The organism is Bradyrhizobium sp. 31Argb (assembly GCF_043638955.1).
GTDB lineage: Bacteria > Pseudomonadota > Alphaproteobacteria > Rhizobiales > Xanthobacteraceae > Bradyrhizobium.
This window is the reverse complement of the sequence record NZ_JBEGDB010000029.1, coordinates 21,535-43,048: the sequence shown is the minus strand read 5'-3', so window position 1 is coordinate 43,048 and position 21,514 is coordinate 21,535. Positions and strand designations below refer to the sequence as shown.

At 64.3% G+C, this 21,514-nt stretch carries 13 protein-coding genes; 2 read left to right on the top strand and 11 right to left on the bottom strand.

Annotated elements, in window-relative coordinates:
* Positions 1 to 140 precede the first annotated feature (140 nt).
* Positions 141 to 620: a CinA family protein gene (locus AAFX91_RS08430; protein WP_282529515.1), complete on the top strand. Its 480-nt coding sequence runs from the start codon at positions 141 to 143 to the stop codon at positions 618 to 620.
* A 182-nt stretch (positions 621 to 802) separates the two neighbouring features.
* On the opposite strand, the gene AAFX91_RS08425 is transcribed toward AAFX91_RS08430, so the two are convergent.
* The 9 genes from AAFX91_RS08425 to AAFX91_RS08385 form a co-directional block, all read right to left on the bottom strand.
* The gene (locus AAFX91_RS08425) at positions 803 to 2,110 is read right to left on the bottom strand and encodes an HlyD family type I secretion periplasmic adaptor subunit (RefSeq protein WP_130578277.1); all 1,308 of its coding nucleotides are present in this window, start codon (positions 2,108 to 2,110) and stop codon (positions 803 to 805) included.
* Positions 2,107 to 3,852 carry a type I secretion system permease/ATPase gene (locus AAFX91_RS08420; protein ID WP_394566149.1) on the bottom strand — a complete coding sequence of 582 codons (1,746 nt, stop codon included), beginning with the start codon at positions 3,850 to 3,852 and terminating at the stop codon, positions 2,107 to 2,109. Before AAFX91_RS08420 ends, AAFX91_RS08425 begins: the two co-directional genes overlap by 4 nt.
* 235 nt (positions 3,853 to 4,087) lie before the next feature.
* Positions 4,088 to 5,080, bottom strand: a complete 993-nt coding sequence (locus tag AAFX91_RS08415; RefSeq protein ID WP_130578279.1) for an ABC transporter ATP-binding protein — start codon at positions 5,078 to 5,080, stop codon at positions 4,088 to 4,090.
* Positions 5,077 to 6,489, bottom strand: coding sequence for an amidase (locus AAFX91_RS08410; RefSeq protein ID WP_394566148.1), 1,413 nt, complete (start codon positions 6,487 to 6,489; stop codon positions 5,077 to 5,079). The genes AAFX91_RS08415 and AAFX91_RS08410 overlap by 4 nt, the downstream gene beginning before the upstream one ends.
* Positions 6,486 to 6,683, bottom strand: coding sequence for a hypothetical protein (locus tag AAFX91_RS08405; protein WP_394566147.1), 198 nt, complete (start codon positions 6,681 to 6,683; stop codon positions 6,486 to 6,488). Before AAFX91_RS08405 ends, AAFX91_RS08410 begins: the two co-directional genes overlap by 4 nt.
* Complete coding sequence (locus AAFX91_RS08400) at positions 6,680 to 7,747, bottom strand: ABC transporter ATP-binding protein (protein WP_394566146.1); 1,068 nt, start codon at positions 7,745 to 7,747, stop codon at positions 6,680 to 6,682. The genes AAFX91_RS08405 and AAFX91_RS08400 overlap by 4 nt, the downstream gene beginning before the upstream one ends.
* A gap of 3 nt (positions 7,748 to 7,750) precedes the next feature.
* The gene (locus tag AAFX91_RS08395) at positions 7,751 to 8,638 is read right to left on the bottom strand and encodes an ABC transporter permease (RefSeq protein ID WP_394566145.1); all 888 of its coding nucleotides are present in this window, start codon (positions 8,636 to 8,638) and stop codon (positions 7,751 to 7,753) included.
* A gap of 4 nt (positions 8,639 to 8,642) precedes the next feature.
* Positions 8,643 to 9,596: an ABC transporter permease gene (locus tag AAFX91_RS08390; RefSeq protein ID WP_130578283.1), complete on the bottom strand. Its 954-nt coding sequence runs from the start codon at positions 9,594 to 9,596 to the stop codon at positions 8,643 to 8,645.
* 201 nt (positions 9,597 to 9,797) lie between these two features.
* The gene (locus AAFX91_RS08385) at positions 9,798 to 11,453 is read right to left on the bottom strand and encodes an ABC transporter substrate-binding protein (RefSeq protein WP_394566144.1); all 1,656 of its coding nucleotides are present in this window, start codon (positions 11,451 to 11,453) and stop codon (positions 9,798 to 9,800) included.
* A gap of 212 nt (positions 11,454 to 11,665) precedes the next feature.
* On the opposite strand from AAFX91_RS08385, the gene AAFX91_RS08380 reads away from it, so the two are divergent.
* Positions 11,666 to 13,273 (top strand): ABC transporter substrate-binding protein, encoded by a 1,608-nt coding sequence (locus AAFX91_RS08380; protein WP_282529522.1) that lies wholly within the window; start codon positions 11,666 to 11,668, stop codon positions 13,271 to 13,273.
* 203 nt (positions 13,274 to 13,476) lie between these two features.
* Here AAFX91_RS08380 and AAFX91_RS08375 read toward each other — a convergent pair whose 3' ends face one another.
* Together AAFX91_RS08375 and AAFX91_RS08370 are read right to left on the bottom strand one after the other, a co-directional pair.
* Positions 13,477 to 15,705 carry a CHASE2 domain-containing protein gene (locus tag AAFX91_RS08375; RefSeq protein WP_394566143.1) on the bottom strand — a complete coding sequence of 743 codons (2,229 nt, stop codon included), beginning with the start codon at positions 15,703 to 15,705 and terminating at the stop codon, positions 13,477 to 13,479.
* Positions 15,706 to 15,790: 85 nt separating this feature from the next.
* The gene (locus tag AAFX91_RS08370; RefSeq protein ID WP_394566142.1) at positions 15,791 to 21,295 is read right to left on the bottom strand and encodes a nidogen-like domain-containing protein; all 5,505 of its coding nucleotides are present in this window, start codon (positions 21,293 to 21,295) and stop codon (positions 15,791 to 15,793) included.
* Positions 21,296 to 21,514: the final 219 nt, after the last annotated feature.

Sequence of the window (21,514 nt, the reverse complement as noted above, 5' to 3'; positions counted from 1 at the left end):
CGCGTGCGCCGCGCCCGTTGATTGCTCTGCATTCAAGCAGGCCTGCCACTAGCCCGCAACTCGGCAGGCGCCGAAGTGATGTGCTAGGAAGGCAGGACGCCCCGGAGAATTTTCATGGCAAACAACAAGAGAGGCGGCCGATGAACGAACTGGTGTCCATTGCGGAAAAGATCGCAGCGAGGCTAATCGAGCGGAAGCAGACGATTGCAGTGGCGGAATCCTCGACCGGTGGCCTGATCTCGGCGGCGCTGCTCGCCGTGCCCGGCGCATCCGCCTATTTCATCGGCGGCGGCGTGATCTACACCCGCGATGCACGGCGCGTGCTGATGGACATTCCCAACGAGACGATGAAGGGCATCCGCTCGGCATCGGAACCTTACGCAAAATTGCTCGCGAGCCAGATCCGCACGCGCCTTGCGACCGACTGGGGCCTGTCTGAGACCGGCGCAGCGGGACCGGCCGGCAACCGCTATGGCGACGCGGCGGGCCATAGCTGCATGGCGGTAGCGGGGCCTGTGGAGGCCGCGATCACGCTCGAGACCGCTAGCTGCGACCGGCAAGCGAACATGCAGGCGTTCGCGAAGGCCGCGCTGAATTTGCTGCTGGAGAATTTACGGTAGCTCGTGGTCCCAACGAACGGGGGCGCGACAACGTGAAGTGTTGCCGTCATTGCGAGGAGCGATAGCGACGAAGCAATCCATGTCACCACTTGCGGAGGCATGGATTGCTTCGCTCCGCTCGCAATGACGGAGAGGAGGCACGGCAGTTCCTCGTCGTCGTCTTAAGCCCGGGACGACAAGACTTACTTCTCCCGGAACGAGCGCATGAACTGGTCGCTCAGGGGCTTCATCAGATAGGACAGCATGGTGCGGTCGCCGGTCTGGACGAAGGCTTCGACCGGCATGCCCGGGATAACCTTGACGTCGCCGAGGCGCTTGATCTCGTCCGGCGGCATCGAGACGCGGATGGTGTAGAAGCTCTGCCCGGTGCGCTGGTCGGTGGTGACGTCGGCCGAGACGCGGGTGACGACGCCGCTGATCTCCGGCGTGGTGCGCTGGTTGAAGGCCGACAGGCGCAAGAGCGTCTTCTGGCCGATCTGCAGCTTGTCGATATCCTGCGGATTGACCTTGGCCTCCACCGAAAGAGCGTCGGCCTGCGGCACGATCATCATGATGGCATCGCCCGCGGTGATCACGCCGCCGACGGTATGCACCGTCGACTGCAGCACCATGCCGTCCTGCGGCGCCCGGATGTCGATGCGGCGAAGCTGGTCTTCGGCAGTCACCTTGCGCTCGACGAATTCGCCGATCTTGTCGTTGGTCTCGCGCAGATCCTTGGAGACCTCGGCCAGCATGTCCTTGTCGACCTGGATGATCTGCAACTCGGTCTCGGTGATCTTGCCCTTGGCCTGCGCGCGGGCAGCGATGTATTGCGCCCGTTCGCCGGCGAGCCGCGCAGCGTCGCGCTCGAGCGTGTTCAGGCGCGTGAGCTGTACCAGACGCTGGTCATAGAGCTGGCGGACGCCGACGAGTTCCTGCTGCACCAGCTCGATCTCCTTGTCCTTCGCGACCTCCTGCGCCCTCAGGCCCTCGATCTCCTCCTTGAGCTGGGTGACGCGCTCGCGCAGTTGCGCCCTCTGGCCGATGCGGCCGTTGACGCGGACCTCGAACAGCTTGGTTTCGCTCGCCAGGACGTCGCGGACGTCGGGATCCTCGGCGCGGTCGGCCAAGACCTTCGGAAAGACGATCCTGTCGCGTCCCTGCTGCTCGGCCTCAAGGCGCGCCGCGCGCGCATAGAGCCCGTTGAGCGTCTTGACCACGATCGCAAGGCTCGCCTTCACCACCGTCTCGTCCAGCCGCACCACGATGTCGCCGGTCTTGACGAGGTCGCCGTCGCGCACGCGCACCTCGCCGACCACGCCGCCGGTCGGGTGCTGCACCTTCTTGACGTTGGAATCGACCACCACCGAGCCCGGCGCGATCAAGGCGCCCGAGATCGGCACGGTGGAGGCCCAGCCGCCGAAGCCGCCGGCCACCACCAGTACGACGACGAGGCCAACGACCAGATGCAGCCGGATCGAGCGCTGCGCCCTGCGCGATTCTTCGCTCATGATTTGGCTCCCGCGTCGGAGACGATCTTGATCGGCGGCGCCGGGGCGACGCGCGGCTGCAGCACCTGCGCCAGCACGGTTTCCTTCGGGCCGAAGGCCTGTATGCGGCCTTCCTTCAGCACCAGGATCTGGTCGACGCCCTCGATTCCGATCGGCCGGTGCGCCACCACCACCACAACGGCGCCGCGCTCGCGCGCCGAGCGCACCGCCCGCGTCAGCGCCTCGTCGCCTTCGCTATCGAGATTGGAATTCGGCTCGTCCAGCACGATCAGGAACGGATCGCCATAGAGCGCGCGCGCCAGCGCGATCCGCTGCGCCTGGCCGGCCGACAGCGCCGTGCCCTGCTCGCCGACCTGCGTGTCGTAGCCCTCGCGCATCTTGATGATCATCTCGTGCACGCCGGCTTCCTTGGCGGCGGCGATGATATCGTCCGACTTCGCGCCCGCGTCGAAGCGAGAGATATTCTGCGCCACCGTGCCCGCGAACAGTTCGACGTCCTGCGGCAGATAGCCGACATAGCGGCCGAGCACGTCCGGCGACCATTGGTCGAGCGCGGCGCCGTCGAGCCGCACCTTGCCGCGGAACGGCATCCAGACGCCGACCAGCGCGCGCACCAGCGATGACTTGCCTGAGCCGCTGGGACCGATGATGCCGACGCCGCTGCCGGCTTCGAGCACGAACGCCACGTCGGCCACGATCACCCGCTGGTCGCCCGGTGCCGCAAGCGAGACGGCCTCGACCGACAGCCGCTTGGTCGGCGCCTGCAGCACGGTCTGAGTGCCGGCCGGCGGCATCTGCTGCAGCAGCCGGCTGAGCCGATGCCAGCTCTGCCGCGCAGCGACAAACCCCTTCCAATGCGCGATCGCGAGATCGATCGGCGCCAGTGCGCGGGCGCTGAGGATGGAACCCGCGATGATGATGCCGCCGGTCGCCTCCTGGAAGATGACGAGATAGGCGCCGACCGCGAGCACCGCGGACTGCAGCATCATCCGCAGCACCTTGGCGACCGCGCCGAGCCCGCCGGCAACGTCGCTCGCGCGCTGGTTGCCCGCGAGATAATTCTCATTGGCCTCGCTCCAGCGCCGCTGCAGCCGGCCGGACATGCCCATCGCAACCAGCACTTCGGCGTTGCGGCGGCTCGCCGCCGCGAGATCGTTGCGACGGGCGGCGAGCGTCATGGCCTCCTTGGCGGGGCTGCGCGACATGAATTCGGTGATCAGCGTCAGCGTGATCAGGATGATCGCGCCGACCAGCGCGGTGACGCCGAGCAGCCAGTGGAAGGCGAAGCAGATCGCCATATAGAGCGGCAGCCATGGCAGGTCGAAGAACGCGCCCGGCCCCTGGCTGCCGAGGAACGACCTGACGTTGTCGAGATCGCGCAATGGCTGCAGGCCTTCGGTGCGATTGCCCATCAGCAGCGGCAGGCGCACGATGGTGTCGAACACACGGGCATTGATCGCCTCGTCCAGCGAGGTGCCGATCCGCCCGAGGATCCGTCCGCGCAGGAGATCAAGCACGCCCTGGGCGATGTAGAGGCCGGCGGCGAGCACGACCAGGCCGACCAGGGTCGGCACGCTGCGGCTCGGCAGCACGCGGTCGTAGACCTCCAGCATGAAGATCGAGCCGGTCAGATACAGGACGTTGATCACGCAGCTCATCAGGCCGACGCCGATGAAGGCGGCGCGGCAGGCGCGCAGCGCATCGCCGAGTTCGGAACGCCGGACGCCGGGAGCGGCTGCCATGAATGCTTATCTCTGCAAAAAGGGTCAAGTATTGACCACGTTTTACCGATGTTTGTGGCCAGCGTCTATTTATGTCGCGGCAGCCGCATTCTGGTTGCGTTAATTTCGGCGCAGTTCCGCACTGCGCAACCGTCAGGTCCAGGAAGGTTAATGACGGCCGCCGACTTCGTAGCCCGGGTGGAGCGGAACGCGAAACCCGGGACAACTGCGTCGGCGTTGGCGAGTGGTCCCCGGGTTACGCTAGCGCTTCACCCGGGCTACGGAGAGAGACTTCGGCCAGCACGCACCGCGCGATGCGGTCCGGCGTGACCTGCACGGCGGGCGGCAACTGCTCGGAGCAGCGCGGCTGCGCCTGGCTGCAGCGCGGCGCGAAGGAGCAACTGGTCGGCGCACGGTCGAGCGAGGGGGGCGTGCCCGGGATCGTCTCCAGCCGCTCCCCGCGCTTGGCGCCATGGATGGTCGAGGCCAGCAGGCCCTTGGCGTAGGGATGGACCGGAGAACGCACGATGCCACGGAGACTGCCCTGCTCGACGATCTGCCCGGCATACATGACGGCGACGCGGTCGCAGATCTCGATCGCAACGCCGATGTCGTGGGTCACGAAGATCACGGACATGCCGAATTCGCGCTGTAACTCGCGCAGCAGGAGCAGGATCTGGATCTGCACGGTGGCATCGAGCGCGGTGGTCGGCTCGTCCGCGAGCAGGATCTTCGGCTTGCAGGCGAGCGCAAGCGCAATCATCGCGCGCTGGCGCATGCCGCCTGACATCTCGTGCGGATAGGATTCGAGCCGGCGCTTGGCGGAGGGAATGCGCACCACCTCCAGCATCTCGAGCGCACGCGCCGTCGCCTCGCGCTCGCTCTTGCCCTCATGCCGCATCACGGTTTCCGCGATCTGGCGGCCGATGGTGTAGACCGGATCAAGCGCGAGCGCCGGCTCCTGGAAGATCATCGAGACGGTCTGGCCGCGAAAATTCGACAGCGCCTCGTCGTCCATCGCCAGCACGTCCTGTCCCAGCACCTTGACGCTGCCCGAGATCTGCGTCCGCTTCTTCGGCAACAGCCGCATCAACGCGCGCAGCGTGACGCTCTTGCCGGAGCCGGATTCGCCGAGCAGGCCGAGCACCTCGCCCTCACCGAGCGAGAGGCTCAGATCATTGACGGCGTGCACCGTGCGTTCGCCGGTGAAGCGGATGTTGAGATCCCGGACTTCGACAAGATTGGTCATGCGAGCTTCGGCACCTTAGCGTGGAAATCGGTGGCCCGCTGGAACGCCGCGCCGATGCGGAGCAGCGTGGCTTCCTCGAAGGAGCGGCCGATCAGTTGCATGCCGACCGGGAGCCCCGTGCGGGTGAAGCCCGAGGGGATCGCCAGCGACGGCAGGCCGAGATAGTTGACCGGGCGGGTGAAGCGCGTCAGCCGCTGGATCACCGCCTCGGCGCCAGGGCCATTGCCGACATCGCTCTCGGCGATCGTCGGCGCAGGCACCGGCGCTGCCGGGGCAATCACCGCATCCAAGCCGGCAACCGCGGCATTGTAGGCCGCAAGGGCCGGGCCGCGCCAGCGCATCGCCTCGAGATAGCTGACGGCGGGAACCGCGAGCCCGTTCTGCAGCCGCATCAACACCTGCGCGCCGTAATCCTGCGGACGCTCGATCATCCAGCGCTTGTGGAAGGCGGCCGCCTCGGCGGCAAGCACGATCTGGGATGCCGAACTGAGCTGGCGCTGGTCGGGCAACTCGACCTTGACGATCTCGGCGCCCTCGCGCTTGAGGACGGCGATGGTCTCGTCGAGGATGCGCGCCACCTCGGAATCGAGATCGTCGACATAGAAGGCAGTCGGCAGGCCGATCTTGAGGCCTTTCAGCGAGCCCTTGGCGGCTTCGAGATAATCCGGCACCGACAGCGTCGAGGCGGTCGGATCCTCAGGGTCGCTACCTGCCGTCAGGCCGAGCAGCAGCGCGCAATCCTCGGCGGTCTGCGCCAGGGGGCCGACGGTGTCGAGCGATTGCGACAGCGGCATTGCGCCGGCGCGGCTGACGCGGCCGACGGTCGTCTTCAGTCCGGTGACGCCGCAGAAATGCGCGGGCATGCGGACCGAGCCGCCCGTGTCCGATCCCAGCGCCGCAAATGTCAGTCGCGCGGCAACCGCCGAACCGGAGCCGGAGGAGGAGCCGCCGGTGATGTGGTCGACGTTCCAGGGATTATGGACCGGGCCGTAATGCACGTTGTGGCCGGTCGGGCCATAGGCGAACTCGACCATCTGCAGCGAGCCGAGCCGGATGGTTCCGGCATCCTTCAATCGCTGCAGCGCGGTCGCCGTGGTCTTGGCGACAAAGTCGCGGCGGATCAGCGAGCCGCAGGTCACGACCTTGCCGGCCTCGTAATACATATCCTTGTGCGCGAGCGGCACGCCGTGGAGGACGCCGCGGCTCCTGCCTTTCGCAAGTTCCGCATCCGCTTCATCGGCGGCGGCAAGGGCTTGTTCGGACTCGATGGCCATGAAAGCGTTGAGCTTGGGCTGCCACTCCGCGATGCGGTGCAGCAAGGCTCGCGTCACCTCGCGCGAGGAGACCTTCTTCTCGGCGATCGCTTTCGCGACCGCGGTCAGCGACATCAAGGCAAATTCGCTGCTCATTTCGACACCTTCGCGGTCTGCGCGAGCAGGAAGCTCGCGGGCTCGAGATCGAACGGCAGCGTGCCGGCAACCGGCGCGAAGCCGGCGAAGGCCGGGCTGATCGAATTGGAGATCCGCGCGGCGACTTCGCCGCCGACGGGAACGCCCGCGACGTCGGCCATCGCCATGGCTTCCTTCGGACTGGGTTTCGTCATGCCGCCTCTTCCTCCCTTGCCGGTGCGCGGCTATGCCCCGAGCCCGGAATAGCCATGTAGCACGCCGCCTGATGACCCGTACTATCGAGCGTGGTCAGTTGTGGAGTGGCTTTTGCGCAGAGCGGCTCCGCAAACGGGCAGCGGGTGTGAAACCGGCAGCCCGGCGGCGGATCGATCGGGTTCGGCGGATCGCCCGAGATCGGCGGCACCTCGGTGCGCTTGTCCGGATCGGAGGACGGCATCGCCGCCAGCAGCGCGCGCGTGTAGGGATGCGCAGGTTGATCCCACACTTTATCGACCGGGCCGAGCTCGACGACTTCGCCGAGATACATCACGAGCACGCGGTCGGAGATGTAGCGGACGACATTGAGGTCGTGGCTGATGAAGAGATAGGTCAGCCCGAACTCGCGCTTGAGGTCCGCGAGCAGATTGAGCACCTGCGCCTCGACCGATTTGTCGAGCGCGGAGACGGCTTCATCCAGGATCACCAGCCGAGGCGACAGCGCCAACGCACGCGCGATGTTGACGCGCTGGCGCTGGCCGCCGGAGATTTCGTGCGGATAGCGGTTGGCGAAGTTTTCCGGCCGCAGGCCCACCTTGCCGAGCAGTTCGCGCGCAAGCGCGCGCGCCGCGCTATCTGCCATGCCATGCACCTTCGGGCCGAAGGCGATGGATTCCTCGATGGTGAGGCGCGGATTGAGCGAGGCGTAGCTGTCCTGGAACACCATCTGCATGCCCCTGCGCAATTCGCGTAGCGACAATGCGCGGCCGACCTGCATGCCGTCATAGATGATCTCGCCGGAATCGCGCTTCATCAGGTGCATCAGGAGCCGCGCGGTGGTCGACTTGCCGCAGCCGGACTCGCCGACGATGCCGACGGTCTCGCCCTTGGCGATCGTGAAGGAGACATTGTCGACCGCCCGCACGGTCTTGCGCGCGCCGAACAATTCGCCGCGCACCGGGAAGTGCTTGGTCAGGCCGTTCACCTGAAGCAGCGGCTGCGCGGCGCCGCCGACGTCCTCCACGGGGGCAAGCATGTCGATGTGTGAATGCATCTCGCTCATGCCTCAGTTCCGGATATCCATGGCGCTGCGCATGCCGTCGCTCAACAGGTTGAAGCAGATCGAGACTGCGAAGATCATCACACCCGGCAGCGCCGCGACCCAGGGGTTGACGTAGATCGCGGTGCGCAGCGTGTTCAGCATCAGGCCCCATTCCGGCTCCGGCGGCTTGGTGCCGAGGCCGAGGAACGACAGGCCCGCGGCGAGGATCATCGAAACCGAGATCAGGCCGGTGGCGTAGACGAAGATCGGACCCAGCACGTTGCCGAGCATGTGCACGCGCATGATGGTGAGCGGACCCGCACCGGAGGCGCGCGCGGCCTCGACGAAATCCATGTTGCGCACGCCGGTCGTGACGCTCTCGGCAACGCGGGTGATCTGCGGCACGAACACGACGGTGAGCGACACGATGGAGTTGACGATGCCGGCGCCCAGCGCGCCGGAGATCGCGATCGCCAGGAGCACCGAAGGGAAGGCGTAGAACACGTCGATGGTGCGCATGATCGCGGTATTGAGCTTGCCGCCGACATAACCCGCGACCAGCCCGAGCCCGGTGCCGATCACGAAGGCCAAGATCACCGGCAGGATGCCGATGATCAGCGACAGCCGCCCGCCATAGACGAGACGCGACAGCATATCGCGGCCGAGCTCGTCGGTGCCGAGCAGATAGCCTGATGTACCGATGTGGCGCAGGCGGCGGATCATCGAGCCCTGGTAGGGATCGGCGAGCCCGAGCCATGGCGCGAACAGTGCCGCCGCAAAGATCAGGATCAAGATGAGCGCGCAGGCTATGCTGACCTTGTCGCGCATGATGCGGCGGCCGACGGTAGCCCAATAGCCTCGCGCCTTCGTCGCGGGGGCTGCTTGCAGTGCGAGATCGGTGATCGTGCTCATCGCGCTAGCCTCGCTTGATCCGCGGGTCGATCGCGGCCTGCGTGATATCGACCAGGAGGTTGAGCAGCACGAAGAACAGCGCCAGCACCAGGATCGTGCCCTGCAACAGCGGCAGGTCGCGCTGGAAGATCGCGGAGTTCAACAGCAATCCCGAGCCCGGCCAGGAGAACACGGTCTCGATCAGGATCGAGCCGCCGAGCATGTAGCCGAGCTGCAATCCCATCACCGCGAGCGCGGTGGGGGCCGCGTTCTTGATGACGTGGCGGAACACGTTGGTCTCGCGCAGGCCCTTGGCGCGCAAGGCCTCGACGAAATCCTGCGACAGGATATCGCCGGTCAGCGCGCGCACCGTGCGGGTGACGATCCCCATCGGGATCACCGAGCTCGTGACCGCAGGCAGGATCAGATAGCGCAAGTGGTCCCAATCCCATGCCCAGGCGCCGGAGCCGCCGGGACCGGCGCCGACCGCGGGCAGCCAGTTGAGCTGCACCGAGAAGATGATCACCAGCACCATGCCGAGCCAGTAATGCGGCACCGAGACGCCGGCGATCGCAAAGGAAGTCGCGAGCTTGTCGATCCAGCTATCGCGGAAATAGCCGGCGATCAGTCCGAATAGCAGCCCGAGCGTGAAGCCGATCATCGCGGCAAAGATCGCGAGCATCACAGTGTTGCTTACGGCGCGCATCACCTCCGACAGCACGGGCCGGCCGGTCGCGATGGAATTGCCGAGATCACCGTGCACAGCGCGCCACAGCCACAGCCCGAACTGCACCGGCAGCGGACGGTCGAAGCCGTAAGCCGTGCGCAATTGCTGCGCCAGCTCCTGCGAGGCGTCGGCCGGCAGCACCGCGACCAGAGGATCGCCGGGCGTGATATGCACGAGCAGGAAACACACCAGCGCGACGCTGATGACGATCGGAATCACATAGACGATGCGTCTGGCGATATAGGCAAACACGAGCGACTCTCTACTTCCGTTCTCCCCTTGTGGGAGAAGGTGGCGCGCATGAAATGCGCGCCGGATGAGGGGTTCTATCCGCGGATGCTAATGCTGCTAAGGAGAGGCCTCTATCCGCGGAGGCAGACCCCTCACCCGGCTTCGCGTTCCGCGAAGCCACCCTCTCCCACAAGGGGAGAGGGTGAACAGCGCAACTTACGTCTATTGCGTCATCGAGACCGGCGAAAAATCGACGAACCAGCTCTTCGGCTGCACGAAGCCCTTGACCTTCGGGCTCATCGCGCGCGGCGCGACGTCGTGGGCGACGTAAAGGAACGCCGCGTCGTCGACGGAGGCCGCATGCAGCTCGGCGAGCGCCGCGTCGCGCGCGGCGGGATCGAAGCTCTGGCGGGCCTTGGTCACGAGTTCATCGAATTTGGGGTTGTTGATATAGCCCCAATTGTTCGACACCGGCGGCGCCATCGACGACTGCAGGAAGCGCACCAGCGCGAAGAACGGATCCATCGCCGCATAGGTGACGTTGGTCGCGTTGGCACCATTGGCGGTCGGGTCCTTGGCGCCGCGCCGCCAATTGGTGAACAGCGTGTTCCATTCGATCACGTCGAGCTGCACGTCGAAATAACATTCGGCGAGCGCCTGCTGCAGATATTCGTTCATCGGCAGAGGCAGCATCTGACCTGAACCTGAAGCAGACGTCTGGATCTTCACCGTCAGCTTCTTGTTCGGACCGTAGCCCGCTTCCTGCATCAGCTTCTGCGCGGTAGGCTTGTCATATTTGATCTGGAAGGTCGGATTGCCGCGCCAGGGGTGGCCCGGCTCGAACGTGCCGGTCGCCGGCACCATCAACCCGGCAAGCAGGCCGTCGCGCAGACCTTCGCGATCGACGCAGAGATTGGCGGCCTTGCGGACGCGAATGTCGTTCCACGGCGAGCCCTCGATGCGGGAGAACTGCCAGGGCCAGACATGCGGCTCTTCATTGCTGTAGAGCACGAAGCCGCGCTGCTTGATCTCGGGCAGCGCGTCTGGCGCCGGCGCCTCGACCCAATCGACCTGACCGGAGAGCAGCGCGGCGGTGCGCGCATTGGCTTCCGGCATCGGCAGCAGCACCATCTTGTCGACCTTGGGAACGCGCGCCTTGTCCCAATAGGCAGCGTTCTTGACGAGCTCGAGCCGCTCGCGCGGTGTGAATTTCGTCATCTTCCACGGCCCGGTGCCCGAGGCGTCCCTGGCGAAGGCGGCCCAGGCGGCCTGCGATTTCGCCTTCGCATCGGCACCTTCGGCAGTGTCATAGAACTTCTGCCACTTTGCCGGGCTCGCCGTGAACAGGTTGGTCAGGTTGATCGGCAGGAAGCTGTCCGGCTCCTTGGTGGTGAGTTCAACCGTCATGTCGTCGATCTTGCGGGCCGAGGCCAGCGTCGGCATGCGCGAGGCGGTGACGCCGACCTGGCTCGGATCGAACTGCGGTGCATCCTGCTTGAGCACCTTGTCGACATTCCAGACAACGGCGTCGGCATTGAACGGCGAGCCGTCATGGAAGGTGACGCCGGGACGCAGCTTGAAGATCCATTTCTTCTTGTCGGCATCGTCGACCTTCCACTCGGTCGCAAGGCCGGGGATGACGACGCTCGCCTTGTCGGCCGACGACAGGTCCCACATCGTCAGCCCGTCATACATCGTGAGCCCGGTGAAGCGGTTGCCTTCGAAGCCCTGATCGGGCTGCCCGAGCGTGCGCGGAATATCGGCAGCGGTCATGCCGATGCGCAGCACCGTTTCGGCGCCGGCTGCGCGCGGCACGGCGGCCAGCGCAATCGCCAGCGCCGCTGCCAGCGCCATCGCTTTGGTTCTCTCAGTACGCATTGCAAAGGTCCCTTCTTCAACTTCGGGTGATTAATTGTTGGGCAATCGTATGCAATGCCTGTGCCAAGGGGAATAGTTCTGCGGAAAATCGCCCCGGGATGCGTCGATTCTTCTCAGTCCGTGCCGCGGGACGGAAAGATGTGCCTATTCTGGCATCAAGCTTGCTTGGTTGGCATCCGGTATTCGGAATACGTCAACGGAGCTTTGGTAACATGCGCACCCGATATTCGATTCTCGTAGCTGCTTTGGCGCTTGCCATCGGCGCAGGCTGGAGCAGCAAGCCGGCGCAAGCCGAATCCGTGGTGCGCTACGGAATCTCGATGGCGGATATCCCGCTCACGACCGGCCAGCCCGATCGCGGCGCAGGTGCCTATCAATTCACCGCCTATACGATCTACGATCCGCTCGTCGCCTGGGAGATGGATGTCGCCGACCGGCCGGGCAAACTGGTGCCCGGCCTCGCCACGGAATGGAAAGTCGACGACAAGGACAAGACCAAGTGGCGCTTCACGCTGCGCAAGGGCGTCAAGTTCCACGACGGCAGCGACTTCAACGCCGATGCCGTGATCTGGAATCTGGACAAGGTGCTGAACGACAAGGCACCGCAATTCGACAAGCGGCAGAGCGCGCAGGTGAAGACCCGCCTGCCCTCGGTCGCGAGCTACGCCAAGATCGACGATTTCACCGTGGAGATCACGACCAAGACGGTCGACTCCTTCTTCCCCTACCAGATGCTCTGGTTCCTGGTCTCGAGCCCCGCGCAATATGAAAAGCTCGGCAAGGACTGGGACAAGTTCGCAAGCCAGCCCTCCGGCACCGGCCCGTTCAAATTGACCAAGCTCGTGCCGCGCGAACTCGCCGAGCTCACCAAGAACGAGGACTATTGGAACAAGAAGCGCCTCCCCAAGGTCGACAAGATGGTGCTGATCCCGATGCCGGAGGCATTGACACGCACCAATGCGCTGCTCGCGGGCCAGGTCGACCTGATCGAGACGCCGGCGCCGGACGCCGTGCCGCAGCTCAAGGCCGCCGGCATGAAGATCGTCGACAACGTCACCCCGCATGTCTGGAACTATCATCTGAGCGTGCTGCCCGGCTCGCCCTGGACCGACATCCGCCTGCGCAAAGCGCTGAACCTCGCGATCGATCGCGATGCCGTAGTCGGGCTGATGAACGGACTGGCAAAACCTGCCAAGGGCCAGGTGGACCCCTCGAGCCCGTGGTTCGGCAAGCCGACCTTCGACATCAAATATGATCTCGCCGCCGCCAAGAAGCTCGTGCAGGAGGCCGGCTACTCCAAGGAGAAGCCGCTGAAGACGACCTTCATCATCGCCCAGGGCGGCACCGGCCAGATGCTGTCGCTGCCGATGAACGAATTCCTGCAGCAGAGCTTCAAGGAGATCGGCATCGACGTCGACTTCAAGGTGGTCGAGCTCGAAACTCTCTATACGCATTGGCGCAAGGGCGCGGCCGACGAGATGAACGCCGGCATCACCGCCAACAACATCGCCTATGTGACCTCGGACCCGCTCTACGCGATCGTCCGCTTCTTCCATTCCGGCCAGATCGCGCCTGTCGGCGTCAACTGGGGCGGCTACAAGAACCCGAAGGTCGATGCGCTGATCGACGAGGCCAAGCAGACCTTCGACACCACCAAGCAGGACGAACTGCTGGCGCAGGCGCACGCACTGATCGTCGACGATGCCGTGCTGGTGTGGGTGGTGCACGACACCAACCCGCATGCGCTGTCGCCCAAGGTCAAGACCTTCGTGCAGGCGCAGCATTGGTTCCAGGACCTGACGCAGATCGGGCTGCAGTAGTTCTCGCGTCGCCTCTTCGCGTCATTGCGAGCGAAGCGAAGCAATCCATTTCTCCGCTTGTGGAGGCGTGGATTGCTTCGTCGCCACGCTCCTCGCAATGACGGGATTCCGTAGGGTGGGCAAAGCGCAGCGTGCCCACCTTTTCTTGCGCTGCTCGGGATGGTGGGCACGCTTCGCTTTGCCCACCCTACAAAATCACCGCGCTATTTCGTCAGCAGCGCGAAGGCGCCGTTCCAATCTTTCGGGGGCGGGCTCTCGAGGAAATGGCGGATGCGCGCTTCATAGAGATTGTACAACCGTTCCAGCGCATGGCCCTCGTCGGTCTTGCGGCCGCGCTCGATGGCGGCTAGCGCGCCTTGCCAATCGCGGCCGCGGTAGCAGGCCAGCATCTCGATCGTGAGATTGCGCAGGCGCTGGAAGCGGCCGGACTGCGCAATGTCCTCGCGGCCGGCGATCGCGTAGATCACCTCCGGCTCCTTCTTGCCCTTGACCATGATGAAGTCGAGCTCGAGGATCGCGAACTTTTCCTTGGCGGCGAGCGCAGTCTTCGATCCCACGATGATTGGAAAACCGTATTCCTTGGACTGCCCCTCGAGGCGCGAGGCGAGGTTGACGCTGTCGCCCAGCACCGAATAGTCGAAGCGAAGGTCGGAGCCCATATTGCCGACCACGCAGACGCCGGTGTTGAGGCCGATGCCGACATTGAGCGGGATATAGACGTGCCCGCCCGCATCCGCCTCCTCCTTGCGCAGCCTGTTGAGCTCGTCGATGCGCTCGAGCATGTCGATCGCCGCCTCGCAGGCGTTGATCTCGTGCGCCTTGTCGTCGAGCGGCGCGTTCCAGAACGCCATGATCGCATCGCCCATATATTTGTCGATCGTTCCCTTGCGGGCGAGGATCGCATTGGTGAGCGGCGTCAGGAAGCGGTTCATCAGGGCGGTCAGTCCCCGCGGGTCGTGCTTGTAGGATTCCGAGATCGTGGTGAAGCCGCGGACGTCGGAGAACATGATGGTCATCTCGCGCTCCTCGCCGCCGAGCACGAGCTTCTCCGGCGACTGCGCGAGCTGTTCGACCAGCGCGGGCGACATGTACTGGGCGAACGCGCCGCGAATCTGCTTCCGCTGCTGCTGCTCGCGGACGAAGCTCGAGAAGATCAGCGTGAGATAGATCGCCGTGGTCGACATCAACGGATAGGTGAAATCGATCAGCAGGCGGTGCTGCGTGTAGAAGTACCAGGAGGTACCGATCAGCGCGGTCGCGAATACCGCGCCTAAGCCGACCAGCGTGATCGGCCCGAACAGCGGGGCGATTGCGATCACCAGCAGGCCGAACACCAGCGCTGTGGCGAACTCGAACGCGATGCCGTAGTTCGGCTGCGATACGCTGGCTCCGCTCAGCGCGCTCTCCAGCACCTGGGCGTGGATCTCCACGCCAGGCATCGCGGGTGTGACCGGCGTGGTCTTGATGTCGTTGAGCCCGACCGACGAGGTGCCGATCAGGACCAGCTTGCCCTGGACCCTCTCCGCCGGCACCCGCCCGTGCAGCACGTCGACCGCCGAGACGTAGATCGAAGGGTCAGCCTGGGCGAAGTGCACCCAGAGCTGGCCGTTGTGGTCGGTCGGAATCCGCAAGCCGCGGAGCGAGAGGCTCTTGATTCCGGCCTCGTCGGTATCGATCAGCACGGTGCCGGAGCCGGTCGCCACCCGCAGCACCTCGAAACTCAGCGACGGCATGGTGGCGCCTTGCGCCAGCATGATCATCGGCACGCGGCGGACGATGCCGTCGCGCTCGGGCCTGATCGTGAACAGGCCGCGGCCGGCGGCGGCCCCTTCCAGCACGGGGACGTTGCGCAGCAGGCCGGGAAAATCGAACATGAAAGGCTGCGGCTCTGCCCCCTTCATGGCGAGCGGCGTCAGCGGCAGCGACTTGTCGAATTCGGCGACCACGAACGGCAGGCCGGAGGCGCCCAGCACCACGCGCGACTTGCCCATCGCCTCCGCCAGGATCTGGTCGTTGCTCGGCAGCGCCCGCAGCTTGGCTCGGGTCTCCTCGTCGAGGTTGCGGATCGTATCGGCGGCGGCATCCGGATTGAGCCGATCGGGCTCCGAGAACACGATGTCGAAGGCGATCACGACCGCGCCAAGCTTGGTCAGGTTGGTGACGAGATCGGCGATCTGCGTGCGCGGCCAGGGAAACTGGCCGAGCTCGGACAGGCTCTGTTCGTCGATATCGACGATGGTGACCGGCCTGATCGTCTTGACCCGGGGCTCGATGAGCTGGAAACCGTCAAACATCCTGACCCGAAGTTCCTCGATCGCCGGCGGATCGAGCACCCTGAGCGCGGCGAAACCGACCAGTATCGCAAGACAGGCGAGCCGCGCATAGCCGAAGCGCCGCTTGAACCACCTTCGCAATGCCTTCAGCCGTCTCATGACGCTTCGATATCACGCCCGCGTCGATTGATCACGCCGGGAGTTTTCAAGAGTGCGGTGCACCCAGGCGTGCGGGCCGGCTCGGTCAGACGCTGCCCGGCGGAAGGATGAAGTCGTTGGCGTGCAGATGGGCCAGCGCGACGTTCTTCAGCAGGATCGTGCTGTGATCGTTGCCGTCAAGGTCGATCTGTACGTCATTGCCGTTGTTCACGCTGGTGGCGTGGCTTTCGAGCCAGTGATTGAAATCGTTCGGCCCGCTCGGATCGAAGGCGACATAGTCCAGCTCGATCTTGTCCTGGCCCGGCGTGAAATCGCCGATCGTGTCGTGGCCGATGCCGCCGGCATTCTGCTTGAAGACGAAAGTGTCGTTGCCGCCACCACCGAAGAGGACGTTGTCGTGGCCGTCGCCGGTCAGCGTGTCGGCGAACGCGGTGCCGCGCAGGTTCTCAATCGAGGAGAAGATATCGCCTGCGGCCGCGGTGCCCGCGGTAGCGCCGGTGAGCAGGTTGACGCTGATCGAACCGCTCGCGTGCGAGTAATCCACGGTGTCGCTGCCTGGATCGGTCGGGCCGAGCGGACCGCCGAGGCCGTTGAAGACATCTGGATGATTGCTGGCCAGGAACACGTCGGGGCCGACGCTGCCGACATAGTTGAAGGCAACCGCGCCGAAGATGTCGCCAAAGCTTGGTCCTGTGGACTGCACCGGATCGGACGGAGCAGTGGTATTGACGACGGCCTGGACACTCATGTTCCAGCCATGGGTGCTGACCAGCAGATGCGCCGCCGTGGCCTGGGCCGGATCTGTCGTACCGAAAATATCGATCTCGTCGATGACATAGGAGATAGAGCCGGTCTGCGGATCGAAGCTGTAGTCGCTGCTGACCATCTCGAAAACAATGCCTTTGCCGGCGTTGAGGACAAAGGCATGGTCGCTGGAGCCGTCACCCGTGACGGGCTGGCTCGCAGCGAAGTCGTCATAGAACGTGCTGAAGTCGTAACCATCGGGCGTATGCACGGCAACTGTAACGGTAACCGGCGTGACCGCCTGATCGAGCGTCAAGCTTGCCGTCGAGCTTGCGTGCAGCGCCCCGTCGGAGGCCACGTAGGTGAAGCTGACAGGGCCGGCATAGCCCGACGCCGGCGTGTAGATCCAGCTGCCGTTGTGATTGTCAACGAGATCGCCGCCACCACTCGCGATGCTGAGGCCGGTGATCGACAGCGACTGGCTGTCGATATCGCTCACGCCCGGAAGCAGATCGGAGGCATGGATGATGTAGGACGCGTCTTCGGTGCCATGCGTCAGCGTCACCGGCACCGCGACCGGCGCATCATTGGTGCCGGCGATCGTCCATGACACCGAGGCCTGTGTGATGGCGTCACCGTCGGAGACGCCATAATTGACTGTTACCGTGGTCTGCTCGCCCTGAGCCAGGTGCTGGTAGGCGGCAACGCTCGGATCGAGCGTGAAGGAATGCGTATCGGCGTTGTAGCACACCCCGTCCGGCAGTTGCGTCGGGACGTTGACGACCGTCAGCACGTCATGGTCGGAATCGGATGCGTTGGCGAGCGCGTCCAGCGTGCTGGGGCTGCCATCTTCCGTCGCCGATCCCGTAACCGCGCCCGAAACCACCGGCGCGTGGTTGCCGATCTCGTTCAGCGTGACGGATACGGTTTGGGTGAGCGTGCCGCCGTGACCGTCGCTGATCACGACGTTGAAGGTCTCGACCTTGCTGTGACCCGGCAAGCCGTCGAGCGCCTGCCGCACGGCTGCGGGATCGGCGGTGTAGGTCCAGGCGAATTGCCCGCCGACACCGCCGATGTCGGACTGCTTGACCAATGTCAGCGTTCCCAGCGCAGTGCCGCTGCCGGTATAGCTGCTGGTGGCGGTATGGACGTCGTTGAGGTCAGGATCGGCGAAATTGATCGCGCCTGTCGCGGTGAGGCCCACCTCGCCGTTGTGCACCTCGAACTGATCGACGCCGTCGATGCCGGTATTGCCGTCGGTGGTCGGAAGCGTGAGCAGCGCGTCCTGGTTTCCGGATTGCGGCAGCTCGTAGTAATGCGTGCCGTCGCCGGCCGAATAGCCGGCGCGCGCCGGGGTGCCACCGAGGCCATCGGAGCCGCCGCTGGCGTCACCGGTCGTCCATTTGATATCGCCGTAGCGATACTGGACGTCGAAATTGCCGTTGCCTTCGCTGATCAGGACGAGCTGGAACGAATTCAGCTTGTTCGCTCTCTCATTGTAATAGCCGACATCATCCCAAGTGATGGTCATGACGCCATCGGCCGCGTCGAGATCGTAATAGACGTTGCCATGGCCGCGGGTATCGACGTCGGCCCAGAACACCGCGATGATCGGATTGTTCAGGCCCGCGTCGATCACGCTGGGCGTATAGGCGTCGGTCGGCGAGCCGAAGGTGATGTTGCCGTTGTTGTTGATGTAGAGCGACTTGTATTGATGGCCGAAGAAATTGATGCCTTGCGCGCCGAACGCTGACGTGATGTCGATGGCTTCGGAGGAATTATCATCGCCATGGTCGAACGCGAGCTCGCCATAACCCTCCGCTCCGGGAAGATCCTTGATCAGGCCCGTCCCCAGAAGCTTTGCGGCAACCTCCTGGCTGACATGGTCATTCGAGACGGGCACGTTGATCACGCCATCCGTCACTGTTCCGCCCGCCAACGTCGGCGCATCGTTGACATTCGTGAAGGCAATGCTGCCCGCCTTCACATTGGAGAGCATTTCTCCATCATTGGCCTGGATCGAGAAGGTCGGCGCCGCCTCGCCGCCGTCGTGAACGAAGCGGACGTGCCCTGCGGCGAGATCGGCCGAGGTGAAGCTGGCGGTATCAATCCAGCCTTCGCCACCCAACACCTGGAACTTGCCATGCGTGACATTGGTGACCGTGAAGGTGAAGCTGGAATCGTCGAGGTCGGTGACGTTGATGTTCGCCGGCGTCAGCAGCACCACCCCGCCCTCGGACACCGCGAGCGTGGCATCGTGGACAACCGGAGGCGTGTCCGCCACCGGGATAGTCGGCGGAATGGCATTGTGGACGCCGATCGTGATCGGGATGGTCGTCGTGCCGCCGTTATATGTGAGCTTGATCAGGAATTGCTGGGTCGCCGTGTCGCCATAGACCAGCGAGGCAAAATCCGATTTGTTCTCGGCGAACGTCCAGTTCACAAAATTGCCGTCGGCGCTGAAGCTCGCGTGCAGGAGACCGGTCGGATTGCCCGCCGCGTCGGTGACAGAAAGCGAGACGTCGTTGATTCCGCCGGTGATGCCGACTTTGCCGTTGGTCGTCAGGACCGACCCCGAGTTGGCGGTCTGCTCAACGATCGCGTTGCGGCCGGAACTCGGATCGACCACGAAGATGTCGCCGCCAGGTCCGTCCGCGGTGGAAAGATTCGACGCGTTACTGCCGAAGGCGATGAACAGGCCACCGGCGCTGATGGTTGCGCCGAGGTTGGAGGCGGCGTTACCGGACGCCCCATCGGCCGCGGTCGACACCAGCATGATCTTCGGATGGGCGGGATCGGTGAGATTGACCACATAGGTATCGGCAACCGAATTGTGGTCGTTCGACGTCAGCGCGGCGTCGCTCGCGAAGATGATGAAATGGCCGTCGGGGCTGATGACGGGGTTGTAGCTCCCGCCGCTCGGGTTCGACGTGTGGAAGACGATCTGGTGGGTCTGCAGGTCGTAGAGGTAGATTTCCGAGTGCCCGCTCGCGTCGGCGCTTTGATAGACGACATAGCGGCCGTCGGCACTGAGCGAGGCGGCGCTCGCGCCGACCCCCTGCGCGGTGTCCGCGATCGTGCGGATGACCCCGGTTGACCGGTCATAGACGTAGAGATGGCCCGAATTGCCTCCGGGATCGGCACCCCAGAACGCAACCACATGGCCGTCAGCGCTGATCGCCGGCTTCAGCAACGATCCGCCGGCACCGGCATCGGCGGGCGTGATCGTGGTGAGGACGTGCCCCTGCCGATCGTAGACGATGATATTGCCGCCGTTCTCGACCGCGATCCTGCTGCCGTCGCCGCTGACCGCAGGCGACGTGCCCACGCCAATCTGTGTCGTCGTGTGGTACTGCGCCGAAGACGGATCGTTGTTGTAGAGGAAGATGACGCCGCTGGAGCTTTGATAGACGACGGAGTGACCATCCGAGCTGATGGTCGGCGAACCATAGATGCCCCCGGAAGGCGAGATCACGATGGTGACACCGGTCGCGCGGTCGAACAGATAGATGACGCCGTCGGGGTCATAAGTGACGAATTGCCCGTCGGCGCTCATCACCGGCCCGAAATGATCGCCAGTGCTGGTCGTGGAGATCCTGGTAACCGTTGGCGGATTGACGACGAACGGGATCGACGGCTGCGGCCCGGTGGGCTGGTTGTTTTGCTGCCCCGGGAGGCCCTGATCAAGCAATGCCTGATTTGATATACCGCCCGCGCCGGTTCCGTTGCCCGTATCCATCAGGACGGAAAAGGTCTTGGCGGAGCCGGTGTTGCTGCTGTTGATAGTGGTGTTGAGCGCCGAGCGGAATTCGGTTCCCGGCGAATTGGGCGAGGTCGAGCTGCCGATGTTCGCAAATTTCGTCCGCGGGTTGGCGTTGTTCTCGGTGTGCTGCGGCAGGTTCGGGTCGATCGCCTTCTGGATCTCGTAGGTATTGAGCACCGCCTGGAAGGTCGCGAATTCCTGCGCGATCTCCGCCAGCGTCTTGGCGCTTTCCCGCGCGATCAGCTCGAAAGCCGCAGTCGGCGTCAGCGTCAGGATGCTGCCATTGCTGGTCACCGTGCCGATCAGAACGCCGCGCGTGTTGAAGACCTGGACAGCATGGACCTGGTTGTCCTGCTGATCGACGACGGAGATCTTCACCGTGCCGTCGACCGACGAGATGTCGAGGATAACAGCGGTGCCGCGGATACCCATGGTCGCGATCGGGGTGGCGACTTTCATGTCGCCGGTCCTGGCGACCTGGCCGGCGACGAAGCTGGCGGCGCCCTGCACCAGCGTGATCAGCGAGGAGTTCGAATTGCTGCTGGCGTCATAGGTGAGCTCGTTCAGCATCAACCGCGCATTGGCGTTGAGGTTGAACGTGGTGCCGTCGTTCAGGACGAGGCCGAGCGTAGAATCGCTGCCGGTCTGCACCACGTCGCTCTGATAGACCGCTTCGCCATTATGCAGTTCGACGGTAACGCCGCTGCGCACCACGCTGGCACTGCCAGTCATCTTGGCGATATGGCCGACCAGATCTGCCGCCGGCGGCGTTCCCGCCTGCGCGTAAACAGTGTGCCCGGTCAGCGCATCAACGACCTTCGGATCGAGCGACGCGCCCTCGGGGGAAACCAGTATCGGGTGCTTGTCGCCATGGAAGTAGTTCGGCACCACCACGCGATGCAGCTCGTCGGAGATGACGAGATCGTTGCCGGATTTGTGGAAGTTGCCGGAGAACAGAAGATGCGCATCAGAAACAGTAAAGCTGTCCGCGTGGCCATCGCGGAACGAAAACGAATCAAGATCGACATGCGCGTTGGAAACAGACCCCAGCCCACTCGACGCAACGTTGTCGGCGTACTTCAATGCCCCCACCAGAAATAGTTAATAAAAATGTAAATTTCCTTAGCCAAACTTACACATATCATTAGGAGAAACCACGCGAAAGCACTCACACCGAGTGCGAGGCCCATTGGCAGCGCGGTCGGGAAGTCTTCTTTCAGCCTGGCACGAAGCAGATTTGATCCGGCGCGCGTTGTTGCCCGAAGAGCGCATGGAGCCCCATTTAATTTGCAGAAAATTGAA

What these genes read in the sequence shown, in the direction of transcription:
- AAFX91_RS08415 (WP_130578279.1), bottom strand. Translation starts at nt 5,080, where the DNA reads ATGACCAATCTTGTCGAAGTCCGGGATCTCAACATCCGCTTCACCGGC.
- AAFX91_RS08380 (WP_282529522.1), top strand. Translation starts at nt 11,666, where the DNA reads ATGCGCACCCGATATTCGATTCTCGTAGCTGCTTTGGCGCTTGCCATC.
- AAFX91_RS08395 (WP_394566145.1), bottom strand. Translation starts at nt 8,638, where the DNA reads ATGAGCACGATCACCGATCTCGCACTGCAAGCAGCCCCCGCGACGAAG.
- AAFX91_RS08420 (WP_394566149.1), bottom strand. Translation starts at nt 3,852, where the DNA reads ATGGCAGCCGCTCCCGGCGTCCGGCGTTCCGAACTCGGCGATGCGCTG.
- AAFX91_RS08400 (WP_394566146.1), bottom strand. Translation starts at nt 7,747, where the DNA reads ATGAGCGAGATGCATTCACACATCGACATGCTTGCCCCCGTGGAGGAC.
- AAFX91_RS08375 (WP_394566143.1), bottom strand. Translation starts at nt 15,705, where the DNA reads ATGAGACGGCTGAAGGCATTGCGAAGGTGGTTCAAGCGGCGCTTCGGC.
- AAFX91_RS08430 (WP_282529515.1), top strand. Translation starts at nt 141, where the DNA reads ATGAACGAACTGGTGTCCATTGCGGAAAAGATCGCAGCGAGGCTAATC.
- AAFX91_RS08385 (WP_394566144.1), bottom strand. Translation starts at nt 11,453, where the DNA reads ATGCGTACTGAGAGAACCAAAGCGATGGCGCTGGCAGCGGCGCTGGCG.
- AAFX91_RS08410 (WP_394566148.1), bottom strand. Translation starts at nt 6,489, where the DNA reads ATGAGCAGCGAATTTGCCTTGATGTCGCTGACCGCGGTCGCGAAAGCG.
- AAFX91_RS08425 (WP_130578277.1), bottom strand. Translation starts at nt 2,110, where the DNA reads ATGAGCGAAGAATCGCGCAGGGCGCAGCGCTCGATCCGGCTGCATCTG.
- AAFX91_RS08405 (WP_394566147.1), bottom strand. Translation starts at nt 6,683, where the DNA reads ATGACGAAACCCAGTCCGAAGGAAGCCATGGCGATGGCCGACGTCGCG.